General features: G+C 62.6%; 15 protein-coding genes and 1 rRNA gene. 5 read left to right on the forward strand and 11 right to left on the reverse strand.

All coding sequences use genetic code 11. From position 1 onward, the window contains the following. A 16S ribosomal RNA gene (locus tag N436_RS03200) occupies positions 1 to 113 on the reverse strand; the annotation flags it as partial. 458 nt (positions 114 to 571) lie between these two features. Between N436_RS03200 and N436_RS03210 the strand changes: the two genes are divergently transcribed. Next, on the forward strand, positions 572 to 1,468 hold the full coding sequence (locus N436_RS03210) for a formate/nitrite transporter family protein (RefSeq protein WP_110740418.1): 897 nt from the start codon (positions 572 to 574) through the stop codon (positions 1,466 to 1,468). A 3-nt stretch (positions 1,469 to 1,471) separates the two neighbouring features. Here the strand turns inward: N436_RS03210 and N436_RS03215 are convergent, their stop codons facing one another. Continuing rightward, positions 1,472 to 2,563: an MBL fold metallo-hydrolase gene (locus N436_RS03215; RefSeq protein WP_110740419.1), complete on the reverse strand. Its 1,092-nt coding sequence runs from the start codon at positions 2,561 to 2,563 to the stop codon at positions 1,472 to 1,474. Positions 2,564 to 2,693: 130 nt separating this feature from the next. Here N436_RS03215 and N436_RS03220 point away from each other — a divergent pair, with 130 nt between their 5' ends. Both N436_RS03220 and N436_RS03225 read left to right on the forward strand, forming a co-directional pair. After that, positions 2,694 to 3,767, forward strand: coding sequence for a diguanylate cyclase (locus tag N436_RS03220; RefSeq protein ID WP_110740624.1), 1,074 nt, complete (start codon positions 2,694 to 2,696; stop codon positions 3,765 to 3,767). Positions 3,768 to 3,818: 51 nt separating this feature from the next. Beyond that, positions 3,819 to 6,404: an EAL domain-containing protein gene (locus N436_RS03225; RefSeq protein ID WP_110740420.1), complete on the forward strand. Its 2,586-nt coding sequence runs from the start codon at positions 3,819 to 3,821 to the stop codon at positions 6,402 to 6,404. Positions 6,405 to 6,491: 87 nt separating this feature from the next. Here N436_RS03225 and N436_RS03230 read toward each other — a convergent pair whose 3' ends face one another. Continuing rightward, positions 6,492 to 6,818, reverse strand: a complete 327-nt coding sequence (locus N436_RS03230; RefSeq protein WP_110740421.1) for a DUF2025 family protein — start codon at positions 6,816 to 6,818, stop codon at positions 6,492 to 6,494. Positions 6,819 to 6,935: 117 nt separating this feature from the next. Continuing rightward, complete coding sequence (locus tag N436_RS03235; protein ID WP_110740422.1) at positions 6,936 to 7,853, reverse strand: LysR family transcriptional regulator; 918 nt, start codon at positions 7,851 to 7,853, stop codon at positions 6,936 to 6,938. 111 nt (positions 7,854 to 7,964) lie between these two features. Here N436_RS03235 and N436_RS03240 point away from each other — a divergent pair, with 111 nt between their 5' ends. Then, positions 7,965 to 8,723 (forward strand): SDR family NAD(P)-dependent oxidoreductase, encoded by a 759-nt coding sequence (locus tag N436_RS03240; protein ID WP_110740423.1) that lies wholly within the window; start codon positions 7,965 to 7,967, stop codon positions 8,721 to 8,723. A gap of 36 nt (positions 8,724 to 8,759) precedes the next feature. Here N436_RS03240 and N436_RS03245 read toward each other — a convergent pair whose 3' ends face one another. The 7 genes from N436_RS03245 to N436_RS03265 all read right to left on the reverse strand — a co-directional run bounded on the left by N436_RS03245 (position 8,760) and on the right by N436_RS03265 (position 13,564). Next, entirely contained in the window at positions 8,760 to 9,617 is an 858-nt protein-coding gene (locus N436_RS03245) for an HlyD family secretion protein (RefSeq protein ID WP_110740424.1), read from the reverse strand. Between the two features lie 12 nt (positions 9,618 to 9,629). Beyond that, positions 9,630 to 9,836, reverse strand: a complete 207-nt coding sequence (locus N436_RS03250) for a DUF1656 domain-containing protein (RefSeq protein ID WP_016713807.1) — start codon at positions 9,834 to 9,836, stop codon at positions 9,630 to 9,632. Then, positions 9,823 to 11,811 (reverse strand): FUSC family protein, encoded by a 1,989-nt coding sequence (locus N436_RS03255; RefSeq protein ID WP_110740425.1) that lies wholly within the window; start codon positions 11,809 to 11,811, stop codon positions 9,823 to 9,825. The genes N436_RS03250 and N436_RS03255 overlap by 14 nt, the downstream gene beginning before the upstream one ends. A gap of 184 nt (positions 11,812 to 11,995) precedes the next feature. Further along, positions 11,996 to 12,112, reverse strand: a complete 117-nt coding sequence (gene ccoM / locus N436_RS28845; RefSeq protein WP_008097462.1) for a cytochrome c oxidase subunit CcoM — start codon at positions 12,110 to 12,112, stop codon at positions 11,996 to 11,998. A 135-nt stretch (positions 12,113 to 12,247) separates the two neighbouring features. Then, positions 12,248 to 12,409 (reverse strand): hypothetical protein, encoded by a 162-nt coding sequence (locus N436_RS28520; RefSeq protein WP_016713805.1) that lies wholly within the window; start codon positions 12,407 to 12,409, stop codon positions 12,248 to 12,250. Between the two features lie 67 nt (positions 12,410 to 12,476). Continuing rightward, complete coding sequence (locus tag N436_RS03260; RefSeq protein ID WP_016713804.1) at positions 12,477 to 12,806, reverse strand: hypothetical protein; 330 nt, start codon at positions 12,804 to 12,806, stop codon at positions 12,477 to 12,479. 62 nt (positions 12,807 to 12,868) lie between these two features. Beyond that, positions 12,869 to 13,564 (reverse strand): M949_RS01915 family surface polysaccharide biosynthesis protein, encoded by a 696-nt coding sequence (locus N436_RS03265; RefSeq protein WP_110740426.1) that lies wholly within the window; start codon positions 13,562 to 13,564, stop codon positions 12,869 to 12,871. Between the two features lie 162 nt (positions 13,565 to 13,726). On the opposite strand from N436_RS03265, the gene rapA reads away from it, so the two are divergent. Beyond that, positions 13,727 to 16,573 carry an RNA polymerase-associated protein RapA gene (gene rapA, locus N436_RS03270; protein WP_110740427.1) on the forward strand — a complete coding sequence of 949 codons (2,847 nt, stop codon included), beginning with the start codon at positions 13,727 to 13,729 and terminating at the stop codon, positions 16,571 to 16,573. Positions 16,574 to 16,879: the final 306 nt, after the last annotated feature.

Below are 16,879 nucleotides of genomic sequence, written 5' to 3' on the forward strand. Positions count from 1 at the left end.
TACTCACCCGTCCGCCGCTGAATCAAGGAGCAAGCTCCCGTCATCCGCTCGACTTGCATGTGTTAGGCCTGCCGCCAGCGTTCAATCTGAGCCATGATCAAACTCTTCAGTTCAATACTGCTTGGGTTTTTAAGAAACCCTAAACTTGGCTCAACAATCTCAAATGACTATGTGATTTCTCGCATGGCCACTTGTGATGCTGATAATCTTTTTGACTATCAGTCCGTACTCACAAGCACCCACACGAATTGCTTGATTCGATTTGTTAAAGAGCGTTTGGTTAAGAGCTTTTCGTCTCAACCGAGGCGCGCATTCTACGCTTTCCTCATTTGCTGTCAAGCGTTTATTTTGAAGTTTTTTACTACCGCTTTCTTTCGAAAGCCAACAACTTCAAACACTTACCGCTTGCCCCGAAGCGTTCATCGCTGCGAGGAGGCGAATAATACGCGCTTTGAAATCAGAGTCAACACCTTGATCTGAAAAAACTTTCCGCGTGTGTTTTACCCCCACCTGGCAACTAATGAAAGCGCCACGGATCTGTAGAGAAACACCCCCACGGAGCGTAGCGGCCATGAGCGATGCGCAAAGCGAGAAAACCCCGGGCCTGTCTGCAGATGAAGAGCAGGAGGTCAGCCACAACCAGCCACCGCGGGCGGCAGTGCTGCACGAGATGATCCGCTACCAGGGCGATCAGGAACTGGAACGTACCCTCGCCGCGTTGTGGTGGTCGGCACTGGCCGCCGGCCTGTCCATGGGGCTGTCGCTGATGGCCATGGGGCTGTTCTACGCACGCCTGCCGGAAGGAGAGAGTGCCCAGGTGGTCGCCAGCATCGGCTACAGCGCCGGCTTCCTCGCCGTGATCCTGGCACGCCAGCAACTGTTTACCGAGAACACCCTCACCGCCGTGCTGCCCGTCATGACCTCCCCCACCCTGGCCAACTTCGGTCGCCTGCTGCGCCTGTGGGGTGTGGTGTTGCTCGGCAACCTGGCCGGCACCCTCCTAGTGGCCTGGGTCATGCTGGAGCTGCCGATATTCGACAGCAAGACGGACGTGGCTTTTCTGGAGGTTGGCCGCAAGGTCATGAAGAACGACCTGAGCCAGATGTTCGCCAAAGGCATCGTGTCGGGCTGGATGATCGCCACCATGGTCTGGATGATCCCGTCCATGGAGCACGCCAAGGTCTGGATCATCCTGATGATCACCTACCTGATGGCCCTCGGCGACTTCACCCATATAGTGGTGGGTTCCGTCGAAGTGTCCTATCTGGTGTGGGCCGGCGAAGAAACCTGGCGCAGCTTCTGGCTGGAATTCGCCTTGCCGACCCTGACAGGCAACATTATTGGTGGCAGCTTCATCTTCGCCCTGATCAGCCATGCCCAGGTACGCAGCGACAGTGGCAAGCCGCCCTCGCAACTGCTGAAAGACGACCAAGCCCCGCACCGGCGCAGCAAGAATGACAACAACTGAATCTCAGCGTGCCGCCATTGTGCGCTCTTTGGCGTGGCCCCGCTGACGCACAGGCCGTGGCTGCCACCAGTTCTGCCCGGCATGCGGTGAGTCAAGGCTGACCCGTTCGCCCATCTGCGGCGTGCTCAAGCGCACCTGGGCCTGGTTGGCCAGCGTCAGTATGCGCTCGAAAGGCTCCTGCCAGCCGTGGGTAGACAGGTCGAACGTACCGTTGTGAATCGGCAGCATCCAGCGCCCGCGCAAATCCAGGTGGGCCTGCAGGCTCTGCTCCGGCTGCATGTGTACGTTGGGCCAGGCGACGTTGTAGGCGCCGGTTTCGATCAAGGTCAGGTCGAACGGCCCGAAACGCTCGCCTATCTGCTTGAAACCGTCGAAGTACCCGGTATCGCCACTGAAGAAAACCCGCACATCGTCATCGATGATCACCCAGGACGCCCACAGCGTCCGGTTGCTGTCCAGCAGCCCGCGCCCGGAAAAGTGCTGTGCCGGGGTGGCGACAAAGCGCACGCCCTCCACCTCGCTTTCCTGCCACCAGTCCAGTTGGCGCACCTTCGCCGGCGCCACGCCCCAGCTCATAAGCAGGTCGCCCACGCCCAGTGGGGCCAGGAATACCCCGGTGCGTGGCGCCAACTGGCGAATCGCCTGCTCGTCGAGGTGGTCGAAATGATCGTGCGACAGTACCACCGCAGCCAGTGGCGGCAACTGGTCCAGCGCCAGCGGTGGCGCATGGAAGCGCAGCGGCCCCGCCCACTGCACCGGCGAGGCGCGCTCGGCGAACACCGGGTCGGTAATAAAGAAGCGCCCGCGCAGCTTGAGCAATACTGTGGAATGGCCCAGGCGCCACACGCTGTGATCAGGGGCGTCGAGCACCTGCTCGCGGGTCATGGGCTGGAGGCTGATCGGGGTGGCCGGCCGGGTTTTCGGGGGCTTGCGCACGAACAGGTACTTGAGCCCGATGCGCAGCTTTTTCAGCACCCCATCCTGCGGCAACGATGCCTGATTGTGAAAACGCCCATCCCGCTGTGGTGCCGGCTCGCCGGCTGCGTTGGCCAAAGGGATCATCAGCAACACTCCGAGCAACAGGAAAGCCTTCATGCTACCCCACAGTGATCAGATCAACCGTGAATTGGCTTGTAAGGTCATTTTTCGCCGATGAAACACTGTTCAACAATATTCATGCGCGTTATGCGATAAACGGTACCCCGGTAGAATAGCGATGAACACGATGGACAACCGCAGCGGCAAAGGCCTTTCATTCGTCAAGCGCATCTATCTGCCGCGTGTCATCGGCCTGGGCATCGGTCTGTTCAGTGTCATGGCGGCCATTGCGCCGCTGTCTCCCCCCACCTGGGCATGGCTGCTGGTGCTGTTCAACGGGTTGCTGTGGCCGCACATGGCCTACCTGTGGGCAAGCCGCTCGGCGATGCCCTACCAGGCAGAACAGCGCAACCTGCTGCTGGACTCGCTGATGGGCGGGTTCTGGACTGCCGCCATGCATTTCAATCCGCTCCCCAGCGTGACGGTCCTTTCCATGATGACCATGAACAACGTCGCAGCCGGCGGCAAGCGCATGGTCGTTCGTGGGCTGCTGGCCCAGTTGGCCGGCATGCTTGTCTCCATCCTGCTGCTTGGCCCCGGCCTGCAGCTGACCGCCACCCCCCTGCAGGTGTACGCCTGCCTGCCAATGCTGACGCTGTACCCGCTGGCCCTGGGCTGGGTGTGCTACCAGTTGGCGATCAAACTGGCTGACCACAAGCGCCGGCTGAGCGCCCTGAGCCTCACCGACAGCCTGACCGGGCTGCTCAACCATGGCGCGTGGAAAGACCTGCTACTGCTGAAGTTCCAGGGCTGTAAACAACAGCAGGGGCACGCGGTCATCGCCCTGATCGACATCGACCATTTCAAGACCATCAACGATACCTTCGGCCACGTGGTCGGCGACTGTGTGCTGCGCCAGCTGAGCGCAGAGCTGCGCCGTAATCTGCGCGAAGGCGACCAGGCCGGGCGTTATGGCGGCGACGAGTTTTGTGTGATGCTGCCAGACACCAGTGAGGCCCAGGCTTGCCAGGCCATGGAGCGCCTGCGCGAACGGGTCGCCAACTACCGCAACCCACAGTTGCCGCACCTGCGCATCAGCCTGAGCATCGGCCTGTCACCCTTCGAAGCCACCCTGGAGTCACCCGAGCACTGGCTCGACCAGGCAGACAAGGCGCTTTACACCGCCAAGCACGCAGGCCGCGACCAGGTCAATTTTGCCCGTGGCGAGGCTTCTACGCTCAAGCTGGCCTATCCTGATTGAACCTCCTTCCTGACTGCCTGGCGGGAGGCTGCTTGAAGGAGCCGCTCACGCATGGCCAGGACTGCCAAACTCCACCCCGCCAGCCCCACACCGCGCTTTCAGGTGCGCCGCCTGATTGCCGGTTTCAGTGCAGTTTTCGGCCTGGCCTGCCTGGTTACGCTGGGCGCACTGTTCAACATCGCCGCCACCCTTGATCACCAGGAGCGTCAGCGTAGCGCCTTCCATGCGAACCAGGCCCTGGAGCAGCGACTGATCGCCTCGCGCCAGTTCTTGTCCAGCTATGCCGTGTGGGATGCTGCCTTCGAACACCTGGCGGGCCAGGTAGACTGGAAGTGGGCCTTTGAAGAAAAGAACGTAGGCGAGTCGCTGTACAGCGCCAGCGGCTACGAAGGGGTGTTCGTTGTAGAGGACAGCCGCACCACCTACGCACTATTCAAGGGACAGCCCAGCCAGGCAGGCGCCAACACCTATATAGACGCGCCCCTGCAGCCGATCATCGACCAGGCCCGCGCCGCGGCCGTACCACGGGAACAGACCACCCGTTACGTGCTGTTCAACGGCTGGCCGGCCGTGCTGACTGCCGCCGCTGTGCGACCGGATCGCGATGTCACCGACAGTGAGGTACGCCAGGCCCCGGTGATGCTGTTCATCGACCAGCTCACCGAAGACAAGCTGACGCGGCTGGGCACCGGTGCCGGCCTTACCGGCATGCATGTGGACAAGGACAACAGGGGTGAGCATGGCCACTTGCGCATCGAACTGGGCGATACCGGCTACCACCTGGCCTGGAACAGCCCGCTACCGGGGCGCCAGCTGCTGTGGGCCGTCTTGCCGCCGCTGGTAGGCGCGCTGCTGATGCTTGGCTTGATCATGCTCTACCTGTTCCGCCTCACCTTGCGCAGCTCGCGGGCAATCGGCCTTACACTCACTCACCTGCAACAGAGCAACCAGGCGCTGGAAGCCAGCGAGCAGCGTTTTCGCGCAGTGGCCGAATCGGCATCCGACTGGATCTGGGAAACCGACCGGCAACAACGCCTGACCTACCTGTCGCAACGCTTTGCCAACGTCACCGGCTACCCCGTGGATGACTGGCTGGGCCAACCGCTCAACCAGCTGCTGGCCTGCGATACCACCCCGCTCTCGCCTTGGCTGGACGCCCTGACCAGCGCCGACCCACAACAGTTGGCCAATTTGCGCTGTACCTACCGCGACCAGAATGGCCAAAACCGCTACTGCAGGATTTCGGCCCGCGCCATCTGGTATGACGACAAGCCCAGCGGTTTTCGCGGCACCGCCAGCGACATCACCGACGAAGTCGACGCCCACGCGCGCATTCAGCACCTGTCGTTGCACGACCCACTGACCGGCCTGGCCAACCGCAACAAGCTCGCCAGGCACCTGGAGCAAGCCCTGCTGCGTGGCACCGACTCGCCACCCTTGAGCCTGCTGCTGCTGGACCTCGACAACTTCAAACCGATCAACGACTCGCTCGGCCATGCTGCCGGGGATGCCGTGCTGCAAGAGGTGGCGACGCGGCTGCGCGATACCACCCGCGACGGTGACCTGGTAGCGCGTCTGGGCGGCGACGAGTTCATCCTGGTGCTAAGCGGTATGGACAACCGCAACGAAATCGACCGCTTCTGCGCGCGCTTGATCAGCCTGCTGCAACAACCCATCACCTTCGACAGCCAACCCCTGCATGTCGGTGCCAGTATTGGCGTCGCCCAAACCCGCACCCAGGGTTTCGATGCGGGCGAATTGATCCGCTGCGCCGACATTGCGCTGTACCAGGCCAAAGCCGATGGCAAGAATACCTGGCGTTACTTCGCTGCCGAGATGAACCAGCAGATCCAGTACCGCCGCCAGTTGGAAAACGACCTGCGCCGGGCCCTGCGCAACCAGGAGTTCGAACTGCATTATCAGCCGCGCTACCGCCTCAGCGACCGACGCATCGTAGCGGTCGAAGCCTTGCTGCGCTGGCAGCACCCGCAGGAAGGGTTGCTGGGGCCGGACACGTTCATCCCGCTGGCCGAGCAAAGCGACATCATCGTCGCACTGGGCCGCTGGGTGCTACGCGAGGCTTGCCGCACAGCCCATGACTGGCCAGCCGACATTCTGGTTTCGGTGAATCTGTCGCCCGCGCAGTTCCTGCGCAGCGACGTGGTAGCTGACGTGCGTGAAATCCTGCTGGAAACCGCCTTCCCGGCCCAGCGCCTGGAGCTGGAAATTACCGAGAACGTGATGCTCAACGACATCGAAGGCGCGCTGGGCACCATGCTGTCGCTCAAGGAGCTGGGCGTGCGCCTGAACATGGATGATTTCGGCACGGGTTACTCATCGCTGGGCTACCTGCGTACCTACCCGTTCGACAGCATCAAGATAGACAAGCGCTTCATCAGTGGCCTGAACAACAACGGCGGCAGCGACCGCGCGGTGGTTCAGGCCATCATCAACCTGGGCGAAGCGATGGGGTTGACGGTGACTGCCGAAGGCGTCGAAAGCGAACAACAGCTCAAAGCATTGGAGAAGGACCGCTGCCACGAAGTACAGGGCTATTTCATGAGCCGACCGCTAGACAGTGCCGGGCTGGAGGCGTTGTTGCACCAAACATCCCAAAGCAGCACACAGCCTCTGTAGGCGCGGGTTTACCCGCGAACACCGGCAGCGCCGGTGCCATGCACCGCATCGGATTCTTCGCGGGCAAGTCAGCTCCTGCAGGGGGCATCAGGGCTGTTGCAGGCTGCGCTCGGCCACGATCTCTGGCAGGTCCTGGCGGCGCAGGTAAGCACGCAGCGGCTCACCAATATTCAAGCGGTCATCCACATGCTGCTCCAGCAACAGCGCCAGCCGTTCACGACACAACGCCATGCGCTGCCCTTGCTCAGGTCGCCAGACAAACTCGTTGCACGGGGTAATGCTGTCGTCGACCACGTCCATGCCGAACGAATCCTCGGAAAAACGCACAATATGGACACCGCGCTTGCCATGAAAACCGACAAAGCCCTTGAGCTGGTCGGCAGCGTTGCAGATGTCCTGGGAAGTGATGGCCATGACGTAACCTCGCAATTATATCGGAAGATACGCACGCCTGGCGGGGGATGGGTCGCCTCTACCGGGCAACTCGCAAGCCGCAGCCTAACGCAGGTGCGCATGAACGCGCCATGGTTTTCAGCGCTCACCGTTTACCGCATCGACCTGAGAGCGCAACAGCTCCGCCAGCCACTGCATGAAGGCCTGGACCCGGCGGGGCACATGCCGCTGCCGTGCATACAACAAAGAGACAGGCATAGCCGGGGCCTGCCAGTTTTCGAGCACCGAAACCAGCTCACCTCGCCGCAGGTATTCGTCGACACCTACCGCCGGCACCTGGATCAGCCCCAGCCCGGCCAGGCAAGCCGCCGAATAGGCCTCGGCATTGTTGACCGTGACCCCACCGGACATGGCCTGGTACTGCAGTTCACCGCCTTGCACGTATTCGAAACCGGCACTGCGTGCGCCCAAGGTGCGTACGTAATGCACCAACTGGTGCCCGGCCAGGTCTTGCAAGGTACGCGGCATGCCATAACGGGCCAGGTAGGCGGGGCTGGCACAGTTACGCATGCTCAATTGCCCGACCGGCCGTGCCACCACGTCCAGGTCATGCAAGGCGCCAATACGCATCACGCAATCGAACCCTTCGCGCAGCAGGTCAACCTGGCGGTCGGTGCAACTAAGCTCCACTTCCAGCTGCGGAAAACGCTGCATGAAAATCGGCAGCGCCGGGATGATGACCCGCCGGGCCATCATGGTCGGCAGGTCGATGCGCAGTCGCCCGGCCAGCTCGGCATCATCGGCACGGAACAGGCTCTCGATCTCGTCCATGCCCGATAGCAGGTCCTTGCTACGCTCGTACAACAAAGCGCCATCCTGGGTCGCCTGCACACGCCGGGTGGTGCGGTTGAACAACTGTGTGCCCAGCAAGCGTTCCAGCGCCCTCACCTGCTCCGACACGGTCGACCGTGGCAACCCCAGGCGCTCGGCGGCCAAGGTGAAACTGTTGACCTCACACACCCGCACAAAGGTGCGCAATAACTCCAGCTTGTTCACTGCGGGCCTCGACTATCCGGTTTTTGCGAACAGTATTTCCGTTTTTGCAGGATTTAACAGCCAGGCAGCGACCAATAACCTGTCCTCATCCACCCACCATGAGGTTTCACCATGACCCGCAAAATTGCCCTGATCACTGGCGCCAGCCGCGGCCTCGGCCGCAATGCTGCCGAACACCTGGCTGCACGCGGTATCGATGTCATCGGCACTTACCACAGCAAGGCGGACAAAGCCCACGCGGTGGTCGCACGGCTGGAACAGGCCGGGGTCAAGGCCGCCATGCTTCAACTGGACGTCAGCGACAGCAGCAGTTTTGCCAGTTTCGCCGAGCGCTTGGGCGTGACCCTGCAGCAGCACTTTGGCCGCGAGCGTTTCGACTTCCTGGTAAACAATGCCGGGATCGGGCTGAATGTGCCGTACGTGGATACCACCGAGGCGCAGTTCGACCAGTTGCTGAACATTCAACTGAAAGGGCCGTTCTTCCTCACCCAGCGCCTGCTGCCACTGCTGGTCGACAATGGCCGCATCATCAACATTTCCACCGGTCTGGCGCGCTTTGCGCTGCCAGGGTATGCCGCCTATGCCGCGATGAAGGGCGCAATGGAAGTGCTGACCCGCTACCAGGCCAAAGAACTGGGTGCGCGTGGCATTCGCGTGAACATTCTGGCACCGGGGGCAATCGAGACGGATTTTGGCGGCGGGGTGGTGCGGGATAACCAGCAGGTGAATGCCTTCATTGCTGGCAACACGGCGCTGGGGCGCGTGGGCTTGCCAGATGACATCGGGGCGGCCATTGCGCTGTTGCTGGAAGACGGTAATGGCTGGATTACCGGGCAGCGGCTGGAGGTGTCGGGCGGGATGTTCCTCTGAGCCCGCCAGTTTGGGGCCACACAGTGGCCCCCCCTTTCACTGCTCATGCACCTGCACACTGGCCGTCATCCCCGCACTCAGGGTCACCCCTTCCGGCACCTGGTCCAGGCGGATCCTTACCGGTATGCGCTGGGCCAGGCGCACCCAGTTGAAGGTAGGCTCCACTTCCGGCAGCAGTTGGCTGTCCGGGTTGCTGTTGCGGTCGGTAATACCGCGGCTGATGCTCTCCACATGCCCTTGCATCGGCTCACCCGCCCCCATCAGCCAGACTTTCACGGTATCCCCCACACGAATACGTGGCAGCTTGGTTTCCTCGAAGTACGCCTGGATATAGAAGGTTGAATCATCCACCAGGGCCATGACCGCTTCCCCGGTGTTCACATAGTTGCCTTCGGCCAGACGCAGGTTGGTGATATGCCCGCTGCGCGGCGCCCGCACTTCACTGCGCGCAAGGTTGATCCTGGCCACCTGCAACTGCGCCTCGGCTTCGTGCAACTCGCCACGGGCGATGGCCGCATTGATCTGGGCGTTTTCACGCAACTCGGCACTGATCGCCTCGGGCCCCAAGGCCGTGCGCCGGGCGGCTTCGCGTTCGCGCAGGCGCAACTGCTGGGCGCGGGTCTCGGTCACGGCGCTGGCCTGGTCGAACGCGGCCTGGAAGCGCTCGCGGTCGATACTCATCAACAGGTCGCCCGCCTTGACCTGCTGGTTGTCATGGACCTTGAGCCCGCGTACCCAGCCGGACACGTCAGGCGCAATCACCACCACATCGGCGCGCACACGGGCGTCGCGGGTCCAGGGGGTAAGCATGTAGTACTGCCACAGCTGATAGCCGGCCAACACGGCCAAGGCCACCACACACAGCGTCACCAAGGTACGTACGGCCGCACGCATCGAAACACTCCTTCATAAAGGCCCCAGCAGGCGTACCACCAGGAACAACACACAAACGAACAGCGCTGCATCAAACAGCGCCTCATGCCAGATCCAGCGCCCTAGCGGCGTGGCCTGCACCACCAGGCGCAACAGGCCGGTGAGCAGCAGCGCCAGCAACACATAAAGCAGAAACGGGCTGAGCAGCACGCCGCCCACTTCCCATTCACGCAACCCCATGGGCTTCCTCCTGCCAGCGGCACCACTTGCCCCAGCTTTTTTGCAGTTGCAGCACCGCACCTTCAGCCAGCCGCAACGGGTCGCTGGCAGGCAGCCGGCGCAGGACAGCGATGAATTGCTCACTGGCGGTGTCCAGGCGCTGCCCTCGCCCGGCGGCAGGCCCTTTGGCCAGTACCGCCTCCACCTGTTGCAGGTACTCGCGCTCGGCACGCCCCAAGGGGGCCTGGGCGACCGCCAGGCACATGCGCAGGTGTACCAGCTCATCACCAATGTCCAGCCCATGCAGGCCGTCGTCCCAGCGCTTGCGCTCGTCTTCCGGTAATTCACTGGCATGCCGCGCCAGTTGCATCAGGCGGTCAGCCATCCGCCCGCCAAACCAGCTGTCGGCCCCACGCAGGTCGCGCCGGGTCAGGCGCACCAGGTCGCTCTGGGTGGCTGCGCGCAGTCGCCGGCCCAGCCAGGCCGGGTGGCGGAACACCAGCAAACGGAAGGCCATGACCGCTGCAGACACCCCCACCAACATGGCCAACGCACTGTTCAGCATGGACGCCACACCGAACTGCATGGCGTTGAGCGGCGACACCAACACGATGAAGTGCAGGCAATAGGAGGTGGCCGTGGCCCCGGTACGGGGGTGGGCCATGCCCAGCGCACCCAGAAACAGCGGCACACCCATGGCAAGGCACAGCATGGCGAAGCTGCTCCATTGCGGCAGCACAATTTGCCCGACCAGAAACGCAGCAGGTATGGCCAGGAAAATCCCGCGCAAAAAACTCAAGCCAATCTGCGCGCCGTTCTCACGGCTGGCGAACAGGCTACAGACTACGCAGGTCAGCACCAGGCCACCCGGCGCCGAAGGCCAGGCCGTGGCCAGCCAGAACCCGCTCATAACCAGAAAGGCCAGCGCACTGCGCGAACCAAACAGCAAGGCCAGCGACCAGTCGCGGTGCGCGGCCAGGCCTTGGGACACATCCTTGGGCGCCCTGCCCGCTTCCACATCCTCCAGCGCCTGGCCGGCAGCCATGGCGTAATCCAGCAGCAGGGCCATGCGCGCCAGGCAGAAGTGCTCCGCCGAACTGATCTGCTCATCGTGGGCGGCATCCCAGATACGTTGGCGCAACAGCAACAGGCCGGGCTTGTCGGGTTTGCCCAACAGTGTGCGCACGTCGTGCAACCAGGGCGCCAGGTGCTCAGCCTCCCGCTCATCCAGTTGCCGCCACTGACGGCGCACCGAACGGGAGATGCGCAACAGCACCATCAGCTTCTGGCTGAGCCCACGAATGGCACGGGCACGCTGCCGGCCACGGTTGCCTTCAAACCAGGCATGTTCGCGCTGGCTGTCGATGGCCACGATACGCCCCAGGCTCTCCAGCAAGCCTTTGCGCGCCTCGTCCTCGCCACCCAGCATGGCACTGGCGGCTTGCAGACCGTTCTGCCAGGCCTGTCGGGCCTGCCCGCCCAGTTGCTGTTCCACACGCATGGGCCAGAGCAAGGCACTGCTGGCGGTGGCGCAGAAAATGCCCAGGCAGATCTCGGTGCAGCGCGCCACCGCCTGGTCGAACACCTGCAGCGGGTGGTCGATGGCCGGCAAGGCGATGATGGCGGCGGTGTAGCCGGCCAGCACGAAGGCATAGGCCCAGGCGCTACGCAGCTGGGTAGAGGCGGCGGTGCACAGGGCCAGCCAAAGGGCCAGGGTGAGCAGAAACAAACCTGGGGTCTGCGAAAACAGGCCAATGAACAGCACCGACATGACAGTGCCAACCAAGGTACCCGCCAGCCGCGCCAGGCCCTTCTGCACCACCATGCCCGACAGCGGCTGGGCGACGATGAAAGCGGTCATCAGTGCCCATGCCGGTTGCTCCAGGCCCCACCGCATCGCCAGCCACAACGCCAGGCCACCCCCGAGCAGGGTCTTGATGGCGAACTTGAGGGCGAGGCTGCTGGGGGCGAACAGGGCCTGGAAGGTAATGGGCACGAAGCGGACCTTGCGGGGATGGTCTTGTAGAAAAGATAGACAATGGGGAGCAGGATAAAGTGGAAATGAATAATTAGCTAGCTAATCATCTTTATCGACGTGCAGCCAAAGCACAAATCCCAGGCAAAAAAAATGGGCGACCGAAGTCGCCCTAAATGCCTTGCGTGCTCGTGTACCCGGAAGGTCAGCGCGGCTTGCGCTTGTTCGAGTCCTTCCAGATGAAAATGCCCAGACCGGCAAAGAAGGCAAACATCAACCCGACCGTTACCACACCGGCGATAACCACGTTGTCGAAGAACATGCTGGCCTCCCCATTCGTTTGCCGTTGTCCGATGGGTGCAAGGTAACCAATGTGGCGGGGGGGAAAATTGATCGGGATCAATGGTGCCCGAGGCCGGGCACGCGAGGCGGGTGCAGGGTTGACCTGCGTCAAATTTCAGCGCTTCTTCGGCTTGCTCTTGGGTTTCTTTTTCTTGCTGCTGTTCAACGGCAGGGCCTGCTCGAACGCGTTGCGCATGTCGTTCAGGCGCTTTTCCTTGAGGTCGTGGACGCGCTTGGCGCGTTCGGCATCGAAATCGATGAGGTTGTCTTGGCTCATGGGTGGGCTCGACGATCAACTGAGACTTGCATGATGAGGCCAGCCGCAGGTACTGACCAGCCCCCTGTCAGACTTCGATGTCCACCAGCAGCCCCTGACGTACGTGTTCGCCCATCAACGGGGCCACCGGCACGGTGTTGTCGGCGTTGACCTCATCACCGGGCATGGCACTGTAGCGTTCCTGGTCACCCTTCTGCCTGCGTTGCTGCTGGCGACGCTGCTCATCGCGCAGCAACAGTGCCTGCTCTTGCGGGTCACGCTGGTGCTTGAGGTCGATGGCACTTTCGCCGGACGCAGGCTGCGTCGGCACCACCGGTTTGATGTCGGGGGTGGGTTTGACCGGGTCCTGTTGCGAGGTCACCGGGGCGGCACTGAGCGGAATGATCGGCGGCAGCATGGACGTTCTCCTGTGCCCCTGTATCGGCAGGTGCGGGTTTACCTTGATGTCATGGACAACATTTACTCGGTTTCGTCGTCAGGCTCGTCGTCATCTGGCGGGCTGGCTTCGCTCCAGGGCCGCTTGTAAACCTCCTGCCAGACCGCGTCCATATGGTCGCGCAATACCTGCGGCGCGGTTTTCAGCGAGGCACTGTCCTCGCGCTCGCCACCGACCGGTTCCTCGCCCGCCGGAGTGATCAGCGACTGGCCGGTAATGGTGTAGCTGGCCTGCCCTTCGCGCATCTCGATGGCGATGTCGTGCGGGTCGATACCGCCGCCACAGAAGGCATGGCTGGCTACCGTCACCTCGGCGACACCGTCCTTGTTCAAGTCGCTCACGTCACTGACGTCGGTGTAGAAGTCCACGTCCAGGTCCAGCCCCGGGCAGGTGGTTTCCTGTTCGATCTGCCAACGCGCCTTGAATGCATCGCTTTCGGCAGTGCGCCCGTACAAGGTGGCCTTGAGTACCACCTTGTCCACTTCCTGTTCGCTTTCCGGGTCACTGGCCTGGCCATCGCTGCGGCTCAGTACCAGCAGGCCTTCACCGTCGCGGTCACGGTAGTGCACGCTCTTGATCGGTGTCTGTACGCCCAGCACTTCAAGCTGTTCCATCGGAATGGGGGGCAAGGTCTCGAAATTCTTCTGCTCGCAGGCACTCAGCAGCAGCAGGCTGCCCACGGCCATGGAAGCGCTCATCCAGCGGTGCTTGGCAGACATATAGAAGCGGTGCCCTCGTCGGCTGCACAGTGCGAGGCGATGAAACAGCTAGACTGACTTACTTCCTGTTGTCGTTCGGCACCTTTCGGTGCGTTCGCACTTTGGTCTGACCGGCCGATCCGTTAACATAATCGGCTTTTTCATCGCGGGAGTTCAGGCAGTATGGCGCAGCAGTATCAACCGGGGCAACGCTGGATCAGCGACAGCGAAGCCGAGCTCGGCCTGGGTACCATCCTGGCGCAGGATGGCCGCCTGTTGACCGTGCTTTACCCGGCCACTGGCGACACCCGCCAGTATTCCCTGCGCAATGCGCCGTTGACCCGCGTGCGTTTCTCGCCCGGTGACCAGATCACCCACTTCGAGGGCTGGAAGCTGACCGTGCGCGAGGTCGAGGACATCGACGGGCTCATGGTGTACCACGGCCTGGACGGGCAGAACCAGCCGCGCACCCTGCCAGAAACCCAGCTGTCTAACTTCATCCAGTTCCGCCTGGCCAGCGACCGCCTGTTCGCCGGGCAGATCGACCCACTGTCGTGGTTCAGCCTGCGCTACAACACCCTGCAGCACACCAGCAAGCAGATGCAGTCGGCACTGTGGGGCCTGGGCGGCTGCCGCGCGCAACCGATCGCCCACCAATTGCACATCGCCCGCGAAGTCGCCGACCGCAGCGCCCCGCGCGTATTGCTGGCCGACGAAGTGGGCCTGGGCAAAACCATCGAAGCTGGCCTGGTGATTCACCGCCAGTTGCTGTCGGGCCGTGCCAGCCGCGTACTGATCCTGGTACCGGAAAACCTCCAGCACCAGTGGTTGGTGGAAATGCGCCGCCGCTTCAACCTGCAGGTAGCCCTGTTCGACGCTGAACGTTTCATCGAGAGCGACGCCAGCAACCCGTTCGAGGACGCCCAGCTCGCGCTGGTTGCCCTGGAGTGGCTGGTCGACGACGAAAAAGCCCAGGATGCGCTGTTTGCTGCCGGCTGGGACCTGATGGTGGTCGACGAAGCGCACCACCTGGTCTGGCACGAAGATCAGGTCAGCGCCGAATATGGCCTGGTCGAGCAACTGGCCCAGGTGATCCCGGGCGTGCTGCTGCTCACCGCCACCCCAGAGCAGCTTGGCCAGGACAGCCACTTTGCCCGCTTGCGCCTGCTCGACCCCAACCGTTTCCACGACCTGGCCGCCTTCCGTGCCGAGAGCGAGCACTATCGCCCGGTAGCCGAAGCTGTACAGGAACTGCTCGACGAGGGCCGCCTGTCGCCCAAGGCGCACGCCACCATCCAGGGCTTCCTGGGTGCCGAAGGCGAAGCCCTGCTGGCCGCGGTCAACGATGGCGATACCCAGGCCAGTGCGCGCCTGATTCGCGAACTGCTTGACCGCCACGGCACTGGCCGCGTGCTGTTCCGCAACACGCGTGCCGCAATTCAGGGCTTCCCTGAGCGCCAGTTGCACCCCTACCCGCTCGCCACGCCCGAGCAATACCGCGACCTGCCGGCTGGCGAACACGCTGAGCTGTACCCGGAAGTGGCCTTCCAGGCCCAGGGTGAGGTAGCCGACGACGAACGCTGGTGGCGTTTCGATCCGCGCGTCGACTGGCTGATCGATACCCTGAAGATGCTCAAGCGCACCAAAGTGCTGGTGATCTGCGCCCACGCCGAAACCGCCATGGACCTGGAAGACGCCCTGCGCGTGCGCTCCGGCATCCCGGCGTCGGTGTTCCATGAAGGCATGAGCATTCTCGAACGCGACCGTGCCGCCGCCTACTTTGCCGATGAAGAATTCGGCGCGCAGGTGCTGATCTGCTCCGAGATCGGCAGCGAAGGCCGTAACTTCCAGTTCGCCCACCATCTGGTGATGTTCGACCTGCCAGCGCACCCCGACCTGCTCGAACAGCGCATCGGCCGCCTGGACCGGATCGGCCAGAAGCACACTATCCAGCTGCACATCCCGTACCTGCAGGACAGCCCGCAAGAGCGCCTGTTCCAGTGGTACCACGAAGGCCTCAACGCCTTCCTCAACACCTGCCCGACCGGCAACGCCCTGCAACACCAGTTTGGCCCGCGCCTGTTGCCGCTGCTCGAAGGTGGCGAGAGCAAGGCCTGGGATACGCTGGTGGCCGACGCCCGCAGCGAGCGCGAACGCCTGGAAACCGAACTGCATACTGGCCGCGACCGCCTGCTGGAGCTCAACTCTGGCGGCGCTGGCGAGGGCCAGGCGCTGGTCGAGGCCATTCTTGAACAGGACGACCAGTTCGCCCTGCCGATCTACATGGAAACCCTGTTCGACGCCTTTGGCATCGACAGCGAAGACCATTCCGAGAATGCCCTGATCCTCAAGCCAAGCGAGAAGATGCTCGACGCCAGCTTCCCGCTGGGCGACGACGAAGGTGTGACCATCACCTACGACCGTGGCCAGGCGCTTTCGCGCGAGGACATGCAGTTCCTCACCTGGGAACACCCAATGGTGCAGGGCGGCATGGACCTGGTACTGTCCGGCTCGATGGGCAACACCGCCGTGGCGCTGATCAAGAACAAGGCGCTCAAACCGGGCACCGTGCTACTCGAACTGCTGTTCGTCAGCGAAGTGGTGGCACCGCGCAGCCTGCAACTGGGCCGCTACCTGCCGCCGGCGGCACTGCGCTGCCTGCTCGACGCCAACGGCAACGACCTGGCATCGCGCGTGGCCTTCGAAACCCTCAACGACCAGCTCGAAAGCGTGCCACGCGCCAGCGCCAACAAGTTCGTCCAGGCCCAGCGCGATGTGCTGGCCAAGCGTATCAGTGGTGGTGAAGAAAAAATCTTGCCGACCCACATCGAGCGCGTGGCCGAAGCCCAACGCCGCCTGGCGGCAGAGGCCGACGAAGAGCTGGCCCGCCTGGTGGCACTGCAAGCGGTCAACCCGAGTGTGCGTGACAGCGAAATCAACGCCCTGCGCAAGCAGCGTGAAGATGGCCTGGCAATGCTGGAAAAGGCCGCCCTGCGCCTGGAAGCCATTCGCGTGCTGGTAGCGGGCTAAAACCCGGAGCTATTGGGGCCGCTTTGCGGCCCATCGACGGCAAGCCAGCTCCCACAGGTACAGAGCAGATCTCAAGTTTTGCCTTGTACCTGTGGGAGCTGGCTTGCTGGCGATGGGCTGCGCAGCAGCCCTGATCTCACGAGCCCCCCGTAGCACAGTCCAAACTCTATTATTCCTGGCTGCGATCGTACTGATAACCAAATCATTGGAATCAATGTGCCATTAGTCAGGAAGGCTTAAATACTCCTTCCTATACTGCCTCTGGACAGTCTGCACAGGGTTGTAGCGCAGACGAGTGAAAACTCG

It is taken from the genome of Pseudomonas sp. RV120224-01b (genome assembly GCF_003208145.1).
Classification (GTDB): domain Bacteria; phylum Pseudomonadota; class Gammaproteobacteria; order Pseudomonadales; family Pseudomonadaceae; genus Aquipseudomonas; species Aquipseudomonas monteilii.

Bases quoted from the DNA above. Each gene is read 5' to 3' on its own strand.
- N436_RS03210 (WP_110740418.1), top strand. From the start codon at position 572: ATGAGCGATGCGCAAAGCGAGAAAACCCCGGGCCTGTCTGCAGATGAA.
- N436_RS03215 (WP_110740419.1), bottom strand. From the start codon at position 2,563: ATGAAGGCTTTCCTGTTGCTCGGAGTGTTGCTGATGATCCCTTTGGCC.
- N436_RS03220 (WP_110740624.1), top strand. From the start codon at position 2,694: ATGGACAACCGCAGCGGCAAAGGCCTTTCATTCGTCAAGCGCATCTAT.
- N436_RS03225 (WP_110740420.1), top strand. From the start codon at position 3,819: ATGGCCAGGACTGCCAAACTCCACCCCGCCAGCCCCACACCGCGCTTT.
- N436_RS03230 (WP_110740421.1), bottom strand. From the start codon at position 6,818: ATGGCCATCACTTCCCAGGACATCTGCAACGCTGCCGACCAGCTCAAG.
- N436_RS03240 (WP_110740423.1), top strand. From the start codon at position 7,965: ATGACCCGCAAAATTGCCCTGATCACTGGCGCCAGCCGCGGCCTCGGC.
- N436_RS03245 (WP_110740424.1), bottom strand. From the start codon at position 9,617: ATGCGTGCGGCCGTACGTACCTTGGTGACGCTGTGTGTGGTGGCCTTG.
- N436_RS03250 (WP_016713807.1), bottom strand. From the start codon at position 9,836: ATGGGGTTGCGTGAATGGGAAGTGGGCGGCGTGCTGCTCAGCCCGTTT.
- ccoM (WP_008097462.1), bottom strand. From the start codon at position 12,112: ATGTTCTTCGACAACGTGGTTATCGCCGGTGTGGTAACGGTCGGGTTG.
- N436_RS28520 (WP_016713805.1), bottom strand. From the start codon at position 12,409: ATGAGCCAAGACAACCTCATCGATTTCGATGCCGAACGCGCCAAGCGC.
- N436_RS03260 (WP_016713804.1), bottom strand. From the start codon at position 12,806: ATGCTGCCGCCGATCATTCCGCTCAGTGCCGCCCCGGTGACCTCGCAA.
- N436_RS03265 (WP_110740426.1), bottom strand. From the start codon at position 13,564: ATGTCTGCCAAGCACCGCTGGATGAGCGCTTCCATGGCCGTGGGCAGC.
- rapA (WP_110740427.1), top strand. From the start codon at position 13,727: ATGGCGCAGCAGTATCAACCGGGGCAACGCTGGATCAGCGACAGCGAA.